Source organism: Pseudonocardia xinjiangensis, assembly GCF_012911925.1.
Taxonomy (GTDB): domain Bacteria; phylum Actinomycetota; class Actinomycetes; order Mycobacteriales; family Pseudonocardiaceae; genus Pseudonocardia; species Pseudonocardia xinjiangensis.
The window spans coordinates 1-15,063 of record NZ_JAAXKY010000166.1; the positions used below are offsets into that span (position 1 = coordinate 1).

The following is a 15,063-nucleotide window of genomic DNA, read 5'->3' on the forward strand; positions in this document are numbered from 1 at the left end:
GGGCGGGGGGCGATCCGAGATGATGGCGTCATGATCAGGTTGTTGCTGGTGGACGACGAGGATCTCGTGCGGGCCGGGCTCCGCGCGATCCTCGACGCGGAGCCGGACATCACGGTGGTCGGCGAGGCGGCCGACCGTGCCGAGGTGCCCGGTCTGGTGGGCGGCCTCGCTCCCGACGTGGTGCTGGTGGACGTGCGCATGTTCGCCGTCGACGGCATCGCCGCCCCCCGGCACCTGGTCACGAGCCTGCCGCAGCCGCCTCGGGTGCTGGTGCTCACGACGTTCGGCAACGACGGTGACGTCTACGACGCGCTGCAGGCGGGCGCCGCGGGGTTCCTGCTCAAGCGGGCCCGGCCCGCCGAGATCGTGCAGGCGGTGCGCATCGTCGCCCGCGGTGAGTCGCTGCTGTTCCCCGCCGCCGTGCGGGACCTGGTGGCCACCCGCGGCCGCGCCGGTGGGGACGGGCTGCGCGGCGTGGGGCTGACGGAGCGGGAGGGCGAGGTGCTGCGCTGGATGGCCCGCGGGCTGTCGAACGCCGAGATCGCCAGGGAGCTGACGGTCGGGGTGGAGACCGTGCAGGCCCAGGTGGGCGCCCTGCTGGCGAAGCTGGGGGCGCGGGACCGGACCCAGGCCGTGGTGGCGGCCTACGAGTCGGGGTTCATCGACCCGCGGCGGCCCGTCGACGTCTGACGGTGGACCTCGCAGGCCGTCGCTCTGGCGTGTTCCGGTCGCGGACGCAGATGATCGCGGGGTCGGGCGCGATCCGGTCCGGTTCTCCGGACATGACCAGAAGGGCGTCGAGGAATGATCATCGACTGTCACGGCCACTACACCACGGTGCCGGCAGCGCACACGGCCTGGCGTGAGGAGCAGCGTGCCGGGTTCGAGGCCGGCACGCCGGCCCCCGGCTACCCGGAGATCTCCGACGACCAGATCCGCGAGTCCGTGGAGGGCAGCCAGCTCCGGCTGATGGCCGACCGCGGGGTCGACCTGACCGTGTTCTCCCCGCGCGCGTCGGCCATGGGCCATCACATCGGTGACGAGCAGGTCAGCGCGTCCTGGTCGCGGGCCTGCAACGACCTGATCCACCGGGTCGTCGCGCTGTATCCGGAGCACTTCATCGGCGTCTGTCAGCTGCCGCAGTCGCCGGGGGTGCCGATCGAGCACGCGATCGACGAGCTGAAGCGCTGCGTGCTGGAACTGGGCTTCGTCGGCTGCAACCTCAACCCCGACCCCAGCGGGGGCCACTGGACGGCACCGCCCCTGACGGACAAGAGCTGGTACCCCTTCTACGAGGCCATGATCGAGCTCGACGTACCGGCGATGGTGCACGTCTCGGCATCGACCAACCCGAACTTCCACGCGACCGGGGCGCACTACCTCAACGCCGACACCACCGCGTTCATGCAGCTGCTCCAGGGCGACCTGTTCGCCGACCTCCCGCAGCTGCGGCTGGTGATCCCGCACGGCGGGGGAGCGGTGCCCTACCACTGGGGCCGCTACCGCGGGCTCGCCGACATGCTCGGCCGGCCCGAGCCGGACGACCACATCATGGCGAACGTCTTCTTCGACACGTGCGTCTACCACCAGCCCGGCATCGACCTGCTCTTCGACGTGGTCGACGTCGACAACATCCTGTTCGGCTCGGAGATGGTCGGGGCCGTGCGCGGGATCGATCCGCGGACCGGCCACCACTACGACGACACCCGCCGGTACGTCGACGCGCTCGGCCTGGCCGACGAGGACCGGGCGAAGGTCTACGAGCGCAACGTGCGCCGGGTCTACCCGCGACTCGACCAGGCGCTGAGGGCGAGGGGACGGTGACGGCCCACGGCAGGCGCCGCGAGCCCGGCTACGGCAGCGGCCCCGTGAGGTAGCGCTGCAGGTTCGGGGCCACTGCGCCGATCACCGTGGCGTGGTCGGCGGAGGCGAGCGGCTCCACCTTCAGCACGTACCGCACGACCGCGAGACCGAGGACCTGGGAGCCGCACAGGCCCGCCCGCAGCTCGCGCTGGTCCGGCGCCACCGCGGACACCACCTTCGCCACGAGCACCCGGCTCACGAACTCGCGCAGCATGCGGGCCGCGGCGTCGTGGGCGGCCACGCTCTGGAGCACCGCGGCGAGCGGCGCCCCGCCCGTGGCGTCCCAGACCTCCAGCAGCCGGCCGATGATCCGCTCGGCGAGGCGCTCGGGATCACCGGGCACCACGTCGGCGAGGACCGCCCCGGGGTCGACAGGGAGGTCCAGCACCGCGGTGAACAGGGACTCCTTGCCACCGAACCAGTGGTTGACCATGGCCGGGTCCACCCCGGCCCGCTCGGCGATCACCCGCACCGTGGCGCCGTCGTAACCGCGTTCGGCGAACTCGACCCTGGCGGCGGCGAGCAGCTGGGCGCGGGTGTCGGCGCCACCCGGCCTGCGGCCGCGGCGGCGCGGGGCCGGGTCGCCCTGCGCGGTGCCCGTGCCCGCGCGGGACGGGCCGGGGTCGTCGGCTGTGGCTGCCACGGACCCATCCTCCCCCGGTCGCGGCCCGCCGGTGGTGCGGCTCTCGTGCCCGGCGCGCCGCCGGTTGTCACAATGGTCTCCATGACCGTCACCGCGCCTGCGCCCGCTCTGGGTGCGGTCACCCCCAGCCGCGAAGAGTTCCGTGCGTTGGCCGTCGGGCACCGGGTCATCCCGGTCACCCGGAGGCTGCTCGCCGACGACGAGACCCCCGTCGGGGTCTACCGCAAGCTGGCGGGCGACCGTCCTGGCACGTTCATCCTCGAGTCCGCGGAGAACGGCCGCTCCTGGTCACGGTGGTCGTTCGTCGGAGCGCGCAGTGCCGCGGCCCTCACGGCCGTGGACGGGGAGCTGGTGTGGACGGGCGAGGTACCGGCCGGGCTGCCCACCTCGGGAGACCCGCTCGCCGCCCTGCGCACCGTGGTCGAGGAGCTGCGCAGCGAGCCGCTCCCCGGGCTGCCGCCGCTGACCGGCGGCATGGTCGGCTACCTCGGCTACGACGTGGTGCGGCGCCTCGAGCGCCTGCCCGAGCTCACCACCGACGACCTGCAGCTGCCCGAGCTGGTGATGCTGCTGGCCACCGACCTGGCAGCGGTCGACCACCACGAGGGCACGGTCACCCTGATCGCCAATGCGATCAACTGGGACGCCACCGACGAGCGGGTCGACGAGGCCTACGACGACGCGGTCGCGCGGCTCGACCGGATGACCGCGGAACTCGCCGCTCCCGCGCCGTCCACCGTGGCCGTCTACCAGCGCGCCACCAAGCCCGAGTTCACCCGGCGGCGTTCCTCGTCGGAGTACCAGGCCGACGTGGAGACGGTGAAGGAGCAGATCCGCGACGGCGAGGCGTTCCAGGTGGTCATCTCGCAGCGGTTCGAGGCGGACTGCCCGGCCGACTCGCTCGACGTCTACCGCGTGCTGCGGGCCACGAACCCCAGCCCGTACATGTATCTGCTGCGGCTGGAGTCCGCCGGCACGCCCGACCGGCCGGCCCGTCGCTTCGACATCGTCGGGTCCAGCCCGGAGGCCCTGGTCACGGTCCGGGACGGGAAGGCGACCACCCATCCCATCGCGGGCACCCGGTGGCGCGGCGACACCGAGGAGGAGGACCTGCTCCTGGAGAAGGAGCTGCGCCACGACGAGAAGGAGCGCGCCGAGCACGTGATGCTGGTCGACCTCGGCCGCAACGACCTCGGCAAGGTGTGCGCACCCGGCACGGTGAAGGTCCACAGCTTCTTCTCGGTGGAGCGCTACAGCCACGTCATGCACCTGGTCTCGACGATCACCGGCACGCTGCGCAGCGAGTGCATCGCGTTCGACGCCGTGCTGGCGTGCTTCCCGGCCGGCACCCTGTCGGGCGCCCCGAAGCCGCGGGCGTTGCAGATCATCGAGGAGCTGGAGCCGACCAGGCGTGGGCTCTACGGCGGGATCGTCGGCTACTTCGACTTCGCGGGCGACGCCGACACCGCCATCGCGATCCGCACGGCGATGGTGCGCGACGGGATCGCCTACGTGCAGGCCGGTGGCGGGATCGTCGCCGACTCCGAGCCGGCGCCCGAGGACACGGAGAGCCTGAACAAGGCGCGGGCGGTGCTGTCGGCGGTCGCGACCGCGGCCACGATCGCGCAACCGCAGATCGGCAGGGCGGAGCCGGGCATCGGCGGCGGACCGGCCGGGCAGGACCGGAGACGGTGACCCAGGTCCCCGCGCGGGACCCGCGCGCGCTGCTCGCGGTGTGCGTGGGCCTCGCGGGGTCCGCGGCCCTGCTCTGGGGTGCCTCCGCCACCACCTGGTTCCGCATCGCCGGACCGCCGGGGCGCCCTGCCACCGATTCCACCGGAGCGGACGTCGCGCCGTCGCTCACCGGGTTCGCCCTGCTGGCGTTGGCCGCGGTGGCGGCGCTGGTGGCCACCGCCGGGCCGCTACGCCGGGTCGTCGCGGCACTGCTCGTGCTGGTGGGGGCCGTGGTCGGGGTCGTCGTGGTGCAGGCGGCGCTCGACCCGCCCGGGGCGGCCGGTGCCGCCACGAGGACGGCGGCCCCGTTGCTCGCCGTGGCCGGTGCCGCTGTGCTGCTCGCGGTGAGCGTGTTCGTGCTGCTGCGGGAGCCGAGGCTGCCGAGGCTCGGCGCGCGGTACGCGGCACCCGGTGCGCGGCGGGTGGAGATGGACCCCGACCGGGCCGCCTGGCAGGCGCTGGACGCCGGGACCGACCCCACCGCCGACGTGCCCGGGAGCAGGGGGGACGATCCTGACGTCGGGGGTCGCACCGGGCCTGGCTAGCATGATTCGCGCCCGGCCCTATCCGGAGAGGGGGACCAACGCCATGGAGCACGGCGGAGCGAGCGTCCTCGATTCCATCGTGGACGGTGTCAGGGCGGATCTTGCGGTACGTGAGGCGGAGGTCGACTTCGCCGAGATCAAGCGTCGAGCGGCGGCGGCGGCACCGCCCCGCGACGTGATGGCGGCGCTGCGGGCGCCGGGTATCGGGGTGATCGCCGAGGTCAAGCGCCGCAGCCCGTCACGGGGCGAGCTGGCCGACATCGCCGATCCGGCCGACCTGGCGGCGGCCTATGCGGGTGGCGGCGCGCGGGTGATCAGTGTCCTCACCGAGCAGCGGCGGTTCGGCGGTTCGCTGGCCGACCTGGCCGCCGTCCGGGCCGCGGTGGACGTCCCGGTGCTGCGCAAGGACTTCGTCGTGAGCCCGTACCAGGTGCACGAGGCCAGGGCCTTCGGTGCCGACCTGGTGCTGCTGATCGTCGCGGCGCTGGAGCAGAACGCGCTCGACTCCCTGCTGGACCGCGTCGAGTCCCTCGGCATGACGGCCCTCGTTGAGGTGCACACCGAGGAGGAGGCCGACCGCGCGCTGGAGGCGGGCGCCAAGGTCATCGGGGTGAACGCGCGCAACCTGCACACGCTCGAGGTCAACCGGTCGATCTTCGGGCAGATCGCGCCCGGGCTGCCCAGCGACGTGCTGCGGGTGGCGGAGTCGGGGGTCCGGGGGCCCGGGGACCTGCTCACCTACGCCGGCTGGGGGGCCGACGCGGTGCTCGTCGGTGAGGGCCTGGTCACCAGCGGCGATCCCGGTGGTGCGGTGCGTAGCCTGGTGGCGGCAGGTTTTCATCCGTCCTGCTCCAGGATGGTGCGGTAACAGGGATGACGCCGTAGCAAGGATGCAGTAGCAAGGATGTTGTGTTGACGACCAGCGGTTCCGGGACCACCAGCAAGGCCAGCGACGGCATCTCCACGCCGTCGGGCCACGAGCCGGACGAGCGCGGCCACTTCGGGCGCTACGGCGGCCGGTACGTCCCGGAGGCGCTCATCGCGGCTCTCGACGAACTGGCCGCGGCGTACGACAAGGCCCGCGGCGACCGGGAGTTCCTCGACGAGCTCGACCGGCTCCACCGGGAGTACTCGGGGCGCCCGTCCCCGCTCACGGACGTGCCGAAGCTCAGCAAGCACGCCGGCGGGGCCCGCATCCTGCTCAAGCGCGAGGACCTCAACCACACCGGGTCCCACAAGATCAACAATGTGCTGGGTCAGGCGCTGCTCACCCAGCGGATGGGCAAGAGGCGCGTCATCGCCGAGACCGGCGCGGGGCAGCACGGCGTCGCCACGGCCACCGCCTGCGCACTGCTCGGCCTGGAGTGCGTCGTCTACATGGGTGAGGTCGACACCGAGCGCCAGGCCCTCAACGTCGCGCGGATGCGGCTGCTCGGGGCGCAGGTGGTGCCGGTGAAGACCGGCTCCCGCACCTTGAAGGACGCGATCAACGAGGCCCTGCGCGACTGGGTCACCAACGTCGACCACACGCATTACCTGCTCGGCACCGCCGCGGGCCCGCACCCGTTCCCCACGATCGTGCGCGACTTCCACCGCATCATCGGCCTGGAGGCGCGCGAGCAGGTGCTGGACCGCACCGGCCGCCTCCCCGACGCGGTGGTCGCGTGTGTGGGTGGCGGGTCCAACGCGATCGGCATCTTCCACGCGTTCCTCGACGACCCGGATGTGCGGCTCGTCGGCTTCGAGCCCGGCGGCGACGGCGTGGAGACCGGCCGCCACGGCGCCACGCTCACCGCCGGCTCGCCGGGTGCGCTGCACGGCGCCATGTCCTACCTGCTGCAGGACGAGGACGGGCAGACGGCCGAGTCGCACTCGATCTCCGCGGGGCTCGACTACCCCGGAGTGGGCCCGGAGCACGCGCTGCTGAAGGACCTCGGCCGCGCGGAGTACCGCCCGATCACCGACGCGGAGGCGATGGACGCGTTCGCGCTGCTGTCGCGCACCGAGGGGATCATCCCCGCCATCGAGTCGGCGCACGCCGTGGCCGGTGCCCTGCAACTGGGCCGCGAGATGGGCCCTGACGCCGTCATCGTCATCAACCTGTCCGGACGCGGCGACAAGGACGTCGACACCGCGGCGAAGTGGTTCGGCATGATCTCGGGCGACGAGAGCGCTGAGGACGCGAGCGGCACGGCCATCGCTGAGGCCTCGCTCACCGAACCCGGGGCCGCCGCACCGGAGGAGCGGCCCAGCGGGGAGTCCACGGTCACCACGGACGCAGAGGGCGTGCAGCGCTGATGAGCGAGCTTGCGAGCGAGTCAATGTCACAGCGTCTGCGCGAAGCGCCGGCCGAGCGCAGCGAGGGCGAGCGATGAGTCGCGTCGAGGAGATCTTCCGTGAGTGCCGGGCCCAGGGTCGCGGCACGCTCGTCGGCTACCTCCCGGCCGGCTACCCGACGGTCGACGGCTCGGTGGATCTGCTCCGTGCGATGGTCGACGGCGGCTGCGACCTGCTGGAGATCGGCATCCCGTACTCCGACCCCGTGATGGACGGCCCCACGATCCAGGCGGCCGCCGAGACCGCACTGCGGGCCGGCACCAAGCTGCACGACGTGCTGTCGGTGGTCGAGCGGGTGAGCGCCGCCGGTGGCCGCGCCGTGATCATGACCTACTACAACCCGGTGCTCCGCTACGGCGTCGACGCGTTCGCGCGGGACCTCGCCGCGGCCGGGGGCCTGGGGATGATCACCCCGGACCTCATCCCCGACGAGGCCGACGAGTGGCTGGCCGCCTCCGCCACGCACGGCCTGGACCGGATCTTCCTCGTCGCACCCTCCTCGGGGGAGGAACGCATCGCCTCCACCGCGGCGGCGGGCAGCGGCTTCCTCTACGCCACCTCGACGATGGGCGTGACGGGCGCGCGCGACACGGTCGCCTCCGTCGCCCCGAAGCTCGTGGCCCGCTGCCGGGCCCACACCTCGCTGCCGATCGGCGTCGGGCTCGGCGTGCGGTCGGCCGACCAGGCCGCCGAGGTCGCCTCCTTCGCCGACGGCGTGATCGTGGGCTCGGCGTTCGTCACGGCGAACGAACGCGGTGGTGCCTCGGGGGTCCGCGCCCTGGCGGCCGAGCTGGCCGAGGGTGTCCGGCGCGCAGACGTGCCGTCGGCGGCGCCCGCTCCGGCCTGACATCGCCCGCTCCGCGCCGCTCGTCCGACGGCGGCCGGGACACGGTGGCGGGCGCCTCCCCGACCGTCTGACTAGTGGCGATACCGTGGCGTGGTGAGTTCTGCCGTGGCGACCGCCGTGCTGGCCTTCATCCCGAGCCCGGATCGCGGGGTCTGGATGCTGGGTCCGATCCCGATCCGGGCCTACGCGCTCTGCATCATCGCCGGGATCATCGTCGCGGTGATGTGGGGTGACCGGCGCTTCGTCGCCCGCGGCGGGGAACCGGGCACGGTCACGGACGTCGCGGTGTTCGCCGTGCCGTTCGGGCTGGTGGGCGGGCGGCTCTACCACGTGGCCACCGACTGGTACACGTACTTCGGCCCGGGCGGCGACCCGGTCGGTGCCCTGAAGATCTGGCAGGGCGGCCTCGGGATCTGGGGGGCCGTCGCGCTCGGTGCGGTCGGGGCCTGGATCGGCTGCCGCCGTCGCGGGGTGCCGCTGCCGTTCTTCGCCGACGCCGTGGCGCCCGGCATCGTGGTCGCGCAGGCCATCGGCCGCGTGGGGAACTACTTCAACCAGGAGCTCTACGGCGGCCCCACCACCCTGCCGTGGGGCCTGGAGATCTACCGCCGGGTGGATCCCTCGACCGGACTCCCGGACAGCCTGGGCGGCGTCGCGCTGGACCACACGCCGATCGAGATCGTGCACCCGACGTTCCTCTACGAGCTCCTGTGGAACCTGGTCGTCGCCGCGGTCGTGGTCTGGGCCGACCGGCGCTTCCGGCTCGGCCACGGCCGGGCGTTCGCGCTCTACGTCGCCGGCTACACCCTCGGCCGCTTCTTCATCGAGATGGCCCGCACCGACCACGCCACGCGGGTCTTCGGTGACGTCCGCATCAACGTGGTCGTCGCCGGGGTCGTGTTCATCGGCGCGGTGCTCTACCTCGTGCTCGTCCGCAAGCCGCGCGAGGTGTACCCCGTCCCCGCGGACGACACGCCGGACGGCCCGGTCGACGACGACACGCCCGGCGACGATGCCGCGGATCCGCCTGCCGCCGACGCGTCCGCGCCGGAGGCCGAAACCGCCGACCGGGATCGGGTGGTGGCCGAACCGGGCGAGCGTTCGCCGTGACGTTCACCGGGTTCGGCGAGGGCGCCGTCGAGTTCTACGACGGGCTCATCGTGGACAACTCGAAGGCCTACTGGAGCGACAATCGCGAGGTCTACGAGAACGACGTGCGGGCCCCGATGCAGGCCCTGCTCGCCGAGCTGGAACCGGAGTTCGGGCCGGGGAAGATCTTCCGGCCGTACCGCGACGTCCGGTTCGCCGCCGACAAGACGCCGTACAAGACCCACTGCGGCGCCACAGCGGGACCGTTCTACGTGCAGATCGGCGCCGACGGGCTGATGGCGGCGGGCGGCTACTACCGGATGGCGTCCGACCAGGTGACGCGCTTCCGCACGGCCGTCGACGACGAGCGGCGCGGCACCCAGCTGGAGAAGCTGCTCGAGGTGTTGCGCGCCGACGGGGTGACGGTGGCGGGGGAGAAGCTCAAGACCCGCCCGCGGGGCTTCGACCCGGATCACCCGCGGATCGACCTGCTGCGCCACAAGGCCCTCTACGGCCACCGCAGCTGGCCGCCCGACGACGTGCTGCACGAGGCGGGCGCCGTGGAACGCGTGGTCACGGCGTGGCGGGCGCTGCGTCCGCTCAGTGAATGGCTGGCCGATCACGTCGGATCCAGCGACCTGCCCCGGCGCTGACACCCCCGGCTGTTCTTCCCCGCGCTTCCTGATCGTTCCAGAACCCGCGCTAGACTGCCTCTTGTGAGCCGTCGCACCAAGATTGTCTGCACCATCGGTCCCGCGACCGCGACGCCGGACCGGATACGCGAGCTCGTAGAGGCCGGCATGGACGTCGCCCGGTTGAACTTCAGCCATGGCAACCGGGATGACCACAAGCGGGTCTACGAGATGGTGCGGGAGGCCGCCGACGCCGAAGGGCGTGCGGTCGGCATCCTGGGCGACCTGCAGGGCCCCAAGATCCGCCTCGGGCGTTTCGCCACCGGCCCCGTCGAGTGGCGCACGGGCGAGGAGGTGCGGATCACCGTCGAGGATGTCGCCGGCACCCACGACCGCGTCTCCACCACCTACAAGGGCCTGGCCACCGACGCCCGGCCCGAGGACCGCCTGCTCGTCGACGACGGCAAGGTCGGCCTGCGGGTCACCGGGGTGGACGGTCTCGACGTGGTCTGCCGCGTCACCGAGGGCGGCCCGGTCAGCGACAACAAGGGAATCTCCCTGCCGGGCATGAACGTGTCCGTGCCTGCGCTGACCGACAAGGACTGCTCCGACCTCGAGTTCGCGCTCGACCTGGGCGTCGACTCGATCGCCCTGTCGTTCGTGCGCAGCCCCGCCGACATCGACATGGCCCACAAGATCATGGACAGCCGCGGGATGCGGTTGCCGATCATGGCGAAGCTGGAGAAGCCGGAGGCCGTCGACAACCTCGAGGCCATCGTGCTCGCCTTCGACTCCGTGATGGTCGCCCGTGGCGACCTCGGGGTCGAGCTGCCGCTGGAGCATGTGCCGCTGGTCCAGAAGCGCGCCATCCAGATCGCCCGCGAGAACGCCAAGCCGGTGATCGTCGCCACCCAGATGCTCGAGTCGATGATCACGAACTCGCGCCCGACCCGCGCGGAGGCGTCCGACGTCGCCAACGCGGTGCTCGACGGCGCCGACTGCGTGATGCTCTCCGGGGAGACCAGCGTCGGGCGCTACCCGATCAAGTCGGTGCGCACGATGGCCCAGATCGTCGAGGCGGTCGAGGACGGGCCGGTCAACGTCCCGCCGCTCAACCACGTGCCGCGCACCAAGCGGGGCGTGCTGTCCTACGCCGCCCGTGACATCGGGGAGCGGCTGTCGGCCCGCGCGCTGGTGGCCTTCACGCAGTCCGGCGACACCGTGCGCCGCCTTGCCCGCCTGCACACCAGGCTGCCGCTGCTCGCGTTCACCCCCACGCCCTCGGTCCGCAGCCAGCTCGCGATGAGCTGGGGCGTCGAGACCTTCCTCGTCGACTCCGTCGACTCCACCGACGCGATGGTCCGCCAGGTCGACCACGCGATGCTCTCGATCGAGCGGTTCCACCCCGGTGACCTCGTGGTCATCGTGGCCGGTTCGCCGCCCAACACCGTCGGCTCCACCAACCTCATCCGGGTGCACCGCCTGGGCGAGGAGGACCACGCCTGATCGGGGTTCGCCGCCTCGGCCCCGACCAGTGGGAACAGCTCCGCGAGCTGCGACTGGCCGCGCTGGCCGAGGCCCCGTACGCCTTCGCGTCCACCCTCGATCGGGAGCGCGACACCCCGCCCGAGGAGTGGCGCGAGCGGCTCCGCCGGATCGCCTGGTTCGTCGCCTACAGCGACGATGAGCCCGCCGGTCTCGCCGCCGGCACCACGTGGCCCGACGAGGTGCCGGACCGGCGGCACCTGATCTCCATGTGGGTGCGGCCGTCCCACCGCGGCCTGGGCGTCGCTGCCCGGCTCGTCGACGCCGTCCGGGACTGGGCCGTCGACGCCGGAGCCCGCGAGCTGGAGCTGTGGGTGGCCGACGGCAACGAGGCAGCGGCCAGGGTGTACGCCCGCGCCGGGTTCGTGCCCACCGGCGTCCGCCAGCCGCTGCCGAGCAACCCGGAGATCGGCGAGGAGAACTGGATCCTCGCCCTGACCGGGACGGCGCCGCTCGACCACGCGGCACCTCCGGCTGAGAAGATGCCTGGGTGACCCGACCCTCCACGCCCCCCGCCGCCGAGACTGCCGAGGACGGCGCCACCCGCGGTCAGGACGCGCTGGACAGGTTGGTCACCCTGCTCGACCTCGAACAGCTGGAGGTCAACCTCTTCCGCGGCGTGAGCCCCCCGCACAGCCCCACCCGCGTGTTCGGCGGCCAGGTGGCCGGGCAGGCCCTCGTGGCGGCCGGGCGGACGGTGCCCGCGGACCGCTCGGTCCACTCGCTGCAGGCTTACTTCATCCGGCCGGGCGACCCACGGGTCCCGATCGTCTACGAGGCCGAGCGCGTGCGGGACGGCCGCTCGTTCACCACCCGCCGCGTCCTCGCGATCCAGCACGGGGAAGCGATCTTCTCCCTGTCGGCCTCGTTCCAGCTGCTGCAGGAGGGTCTGGAACACAGCGACCCCGCCCCGTCCGACGTCCCGGACCCGGAGAGCCTGCCCGACATCGCGGCCCGCATCGCCGCGGGCGGCGACCCGGGATGGCTCGCGCGCGTACCCCGGCCCATCGACATGCGGTTCGTCGACGAGCCGGTGTGGTCCCCGAGCCGGAAGGGCCCATCGGACGAACCGGTGCGCGTGTGGATGCGGGCCGACGGCGACCTCCCCGACGACCGGCTGCTGCACGTCTGCCTGCTGACCTACGCCAGCGACATGACCCTCCTCGGCTCGGTACTGGCCCGCCACGACCTCTCCTCCAAGACGGTGCAGATGGCCAGCCTGGACCACGCCATGTGGTTCCACCGCCCCTTCCGCGCCGACGAGTGGCTGCTCTACACCTGCTACTCGCCCACGGCGTCCGGATCACGGGGTCTCGCCACCGGTCGCTTCACCACCCGGGACGGCCAGCTCGTCGCCACCACGGTGCAGGAAGGCCTGCTGCGGCTGCGCGCGAAGTGAGCGGCCGGGGGTGGGTCCGCGACATGGACACATAACGCTGATCAAGAGCGACTTCCGAGCGCGATATGTGTCCACGTCGCGATCGAGCGAGCGGGATGCGGTGAAAGTGATCTCTGAAGGTCATCGAGCCGCTACGGTCGTGCCGTGCGACGGGTGTGGGGGGCGCTGCTCGTGGCGGCGGCAATGCTTGCCGGCGGGTGTTCGGCCGACACCCCACCACCCCCGGATCCGGACAAGATCGAGCTTCCCCCGCGCCCGCGCGAGGTGCGGGTGGACGGGGTCGACCCGTGTTCACTGCTGACGGCTCAGCAGCGGGCTGAGTTGGGGCTGGACGGGCAGCCGGGATTCGACCTGGCGCCCTCAGACTTGTACCCAGGTGCCGACGTTCCGGCGTGCGTGGTGCGCGGATTTGAACCGCGCGCCGTTGCTGTCGGGGTGAGCATCGTGACGACAGCAGGCATAGAGCTGTTCACCTCAGGCACCTTGGCCGCCGAGATCAGCCAGGCCTCGGTGCAACGCTTTCCAGCGGTGGTCGCAGTACCCACCCGTTCCCCCGACTGGTGCACCGTGATCATCGATGTCTCGCCCGGTCAGTTGCTCGATATCCAGTTCGGCGACGGCGGGCGTCAGCCACCGATTCCGCAATCTCAACTCTGTCAGGGTGCACAGTCGGTGGCCGACGCGGTCATGGTGACGTTGCTGGCCTCCCGCTGAGCAGCTCGCCCATCCTGCTCGCTCCGTCCAGGATGTTCACAAATGCACACGATCTGTCCGGATCGCTCACACCCGCGTGGTGCGGGTGCCTAGGGTCGCCGACGAGCTGTCCCGGTGAACAGAGGAGCGTTGAGTGCCTGGCACCTTTCCGCCTGTCACGCTTCAGCTGGAACCACATGCGATCCCGGTAATGCGTGCGGCGTTCGAAGAAGCGCTCGCCGACCTAGCGCATCAACTGATATTCCTACGCCGGGATGGCGTCATCCCCGAGCCATGGCTTGGTGATCCGGTCAGTGCGTCGGTTGTTGACTACTACAACGAGCGGGTCATGTTCGCGTCCGACGGCCCGTACGCCGCGCTCCGGGCCTACGAGGCCGAACTTCTGAAGGTGCGCGACAACCTCCAGGTCCTGGAGGACCACTACCGCCGCACCGAGGGCGAGAACGCCGCCTTGTGGGGCCGGGCGTAGGGGAGGCCCTCAAGGTCATCGAGCCGCTACGGTCCTCCCGTGCGACAAGTGTGGAGGTTACTGCTGCTGGTGGTGGCTGTGCTTGTTGCGGGGTGTTCGGCGGCGGGCGGCGAGGCGTCGCCTCCGGACCAGGCAAGGAGCGGGATTCCCCCGCGTCCCCATGAGGTGCGCATCGATGGGGTCGACCCGTGTTCGCTGCTGACGGCGGAGCAGCGTGCTGAACTGGGGCTGGACGGTCGACCTGTGTTCGACGCGGCGCCCGTAGCGCTCTATGGCGGCGCTGACGTGCCGCTGTGCGCCATCCGGGGCTTCCAGCCGCGGGCGGTCGCTGTCGGAATCAGCGTGGTGACTTCCGCGGGTATGGAGCTGTACACCTCAGGTGACCTAGCGGCAGAGGTGCGACCGGTTCAGGTGCGAGGCTTCCCTGCCGTGGTGGCATTGCCAACCCGATTCACCGGCTACTGCAGTGTGATCGTGGATGTTGCGCCCGGTCAGCTGCTCGATGTGCAGTTCCGCGACGGAGGGCGAAACCCGCCAATCTCCCGGGACCAGCTCTGCCGCGACGCGGAGCAAGTGGCTGAGATCGCTATGGGCACGCTCATTGCCTCACGCTGACGTTCAGGCTCTTCGTTCACGATCGCACAAGATCTGTCCGGATTGCTCTTCTCTGAGCCTCGGTACGGCTTAACGTGCGGGTATCCGCGTGCAAGGTGAGGAGTGTTCGATGCCCGGCAGTCACCCTCCTGTCACGCTTCGGTTGGAGCCGCACATGCTCCCGGCTGTGCGAGCGGCGTTCGACGAGGCGCTCGCCGAGCTGACTCCGCAGTTGGTGCGCCTGGGCATTGACGGCCTCATCCCTCAGCCGTGGCTCGGAGATCCGGTGAGTGCAACTGTCGCCACCTACTACCAGGCGAACGTCATGGATGCTCCAGAAGGCCCGTACGCCGCGCTCCGGGCCTACGAGGCCGAACTTCTGAAGGTGCGCGACAACCTCCAGGTCCTGGAGGACCACTACCGCCGCACCGAGGGCGAGAACGCGGCTCTGTGGGGTCGGCTGTGAGCGACATCCGGTGGGAGGGCTACAGCCACGAGGAGATCTACGCCGCGGTGCACCAGGGCCCCGGACAGTCGATCTCGGCAGGCGCCGAGGCGGCGTGGGCGGCGACCGAGGCCCTGATCCTGCGCATCGACGAGCGGATCGCCGTGGCGATGGCGCAGTCGGTGGGTGGGTGGGCTGTCTCTTATA

The 15,063-nt window shown here is 71.7% G+C and carries 17 protein-coding genes and 1 pseudogene; 17 read left to right on the plus strand and 1 reads right to left on the minus strand.

The features are described from left to right. The first annotated feature begins 30 nt into the window (after positions 1-30). Positions 31-690: a response regulator gene (locus HF577_RS32015; protein ID WP_169399734.1), complete on the plus strand. Its 660-nt coding sequence runs from the start codon at positions 31-33 to the stop codon at positions 688-690. 114 nt (positions 691-804) lie between these two features. Next, a complete protein-coding gene (locus tag HF577_RS32020; protein ID WP_169399735.1) occupies positions 805-1,824 on the plus strand; it encodes an amidohydrolase family protein in 1,020 nt (339 codons plus the stop codon). Positions 1,825-1,852: 28 nt separating this feature from the next. On the opposite strand, the gene HF577_RS32025 is transcribed toward HF577_RS32020, so the two are convergent. After that, complete coding sequence (locus HF577_RS32025) at positions 1,853-2,506, minus strand: TetR/AcrR family transcriptional regulator (protein WP_169399736.1); 654 nt, start codon at positions 2,504-2,506, stop codon at positions 1,853-1,855. 81 nt (positions 2,507-2,587) lie between these two features. On the opposite strand from HF577_RS32025, the gene HF577_RS32030 reads away from it, so the two are divergent. From HF577_RS32030 to HF577_RS32100, 15 genes and pseudogenes are all read left to right on the plus strand, one after another. Then, entirely contained in the window at positions 2,588-4,201 is a 1,614-nt protein-coding gene (locus tag HF577_RS32030; RefSeq protein ID WP_407692262.1) for an anthranilate synthase component I, read from the plus strand. Next, the gene (locus HF577_RS32035; RefSeq protein WP_169399738.1) at positions 4,198-4,785 is read left to right on the plus strand and encodes a Trp biosynthesis-associated membrane protein; all 588 of its coding nucleotides are present in this window, start codon (positions 4,198-4,200) and stop codon (positions 4,783-4,785) included. Before HF577_RS32030 ends, HF577_RS32035 begins: the two co-directional genes overlap by 4 nt. Positions 4,786-4,828: 43 nt before the next feature. Next, positions 4,829-5,653, plus strand: coding sequence for an indole-3-glycerol phosphate synthase TrpC (trpC, locus tag HF577_RS32040; protein ID WP_169399739.1), 825 nt, complete (start codon positions 4,829-4,831; stop codon positions 5,651-5,653). 89 nt (positions 5,654-5,742) lie between these two features. Beyond that, on the plus strand, positions 5,743-7,083 hold the full coding sequence (gene trpB, locus HF577_RS32045) for a tryptophan synthase subunit beta (RefSeq protein ID WP_169399749.1): 1,341 nt from the start codon (positions 5,743-5,745) through the stop codon (positions 7,081-7,083). 73 nt (positions 7,084-7,156) lie between these two features. After that, positions 7,157-7,969, plus strand: a complete 813-nt coding sequence (trpA, locus tag HF577_RS32050) for a tryptophan synthase subunit alpha (protein ID WP_169399740.1) — start codon at positions 7,157-7,159, stop codon at positions 7,967-7,969. A gap of 156 nt (positions 7,970-8,125) precedes the next feature. Further along, positions 8,126-9,079 (plus strand): prolipoprotein diacylglyceryl transferase, encoded by a 954-nt coding sequence (lgt, locus tag HF577_RS32055; protein WP_246267701.1) that lies wholly within the window; start codon positions 8,126-8,128, stop codon positions 9,077-9,079. Next, the gene (locus HF577_RS32060; RefSeq protein WP_169399742.1) at positions 9,076-9,711 is read left to right on the plus strand and encodes a DUF2461 domain-containing protein; all 636 of its coding nucleotides are present in this window, start codon (positions 9,076-9,078) and stop codon (positions 9,709-9,711) included. Before lgt ends, HF577_RS32060 begins: the two co-directional genes overlap by 4 nt. Before the next feature lie 63 nt (positions 9,712-9,774). Further along, on the plus strand, positions 9,775-11,196 hold the full coding sequence (gene pyk, locus HF577_RS32065; protein ID WP_169399743.1) for a pyruvate kinase: 1,422 nt from the start codon (positions 9,775-9,777) through the stop codon (positions 11,194-11,196). A gap of 62 nt (positions 11,197-11,258) precedes the next feature. After that, positions 11,259-11,729, plus strand: coding sequence for a GNAT family N-acetyltransferase (locus tag HF577_RS32070; protein WP_246267702.1), 471 nt, complete (start codon positions 11,259-11,261; stop codon positions 11,727-11,729). Beyond that, complete coding sequence (locus HF577_RS32075; RefSeq protein ID WP_169399744.1) at positions 11,726-12,634, plus strand: acyl-CoA thioesterase; 909 nt, start codon at positions 11,726-11,728, stop codon at positions 12,632-12,634. Before HF577_RS32070 ends, HF577_RS32075 begins: the two co-directional genes overlap by 4 nt. A 144-nt stretch (positions 12,635-12,778) precedes the next feature. After that, positions 12,779-13,348: a DUF3558 domain-containing protein gene (locus HF577_RS32080; RefSeq protein ID WP_169399745.1), complete on the plus strand. Its 570-nt coding sequence runs from the start codon at positions 12,779-12,781 to the stop codon at positions 13,346-13,348. 328 nt (positions 13,349-13,676) lie between these two features. Further along, complete coding sequence (locus HF577_RS32085) at positions 13,677-13,817, plus strand: hypothetical protein (protein ID WP_169399746.1); 141 nt, start codon at positions 13,677-13,679, stop codon at positions 13,815-13,817. 39 nt (positions 13,818-13,856) lie between these two features. Further along, entirely contained in the window at positions 13,857-14,432 is a 576-nt protein-coding gene (locus tag HF577_RS32090) for a DUF3558 domain-containing protein (protein WP_169399747.1), read from the plus strand. A 265-nt stretch (positions 14,433-14,697) separates the two neighbouring features. Continuing rightward, the gene (locus tag HF577_RS32095; RefSeq protein WP_169399748.1) at positions 14,698-14,877 is read left to right on the plus strand and encodes a hypothetical protein; all 180 of its coding nucleotides are present in this window, start codon (positions 14,698-14,700) and stop codon (positions 14,875-14,877) included. Further along, positions 14,874-15,063 (plus strand): annotated as a pseudogene (locus HF577_RS32100) (PPE domain-containing protein); the annotation flags it as partial. The gene HF577_RS32095 and the pseudogene HF577_RS32100, both read left to right, overlap by 4 nt.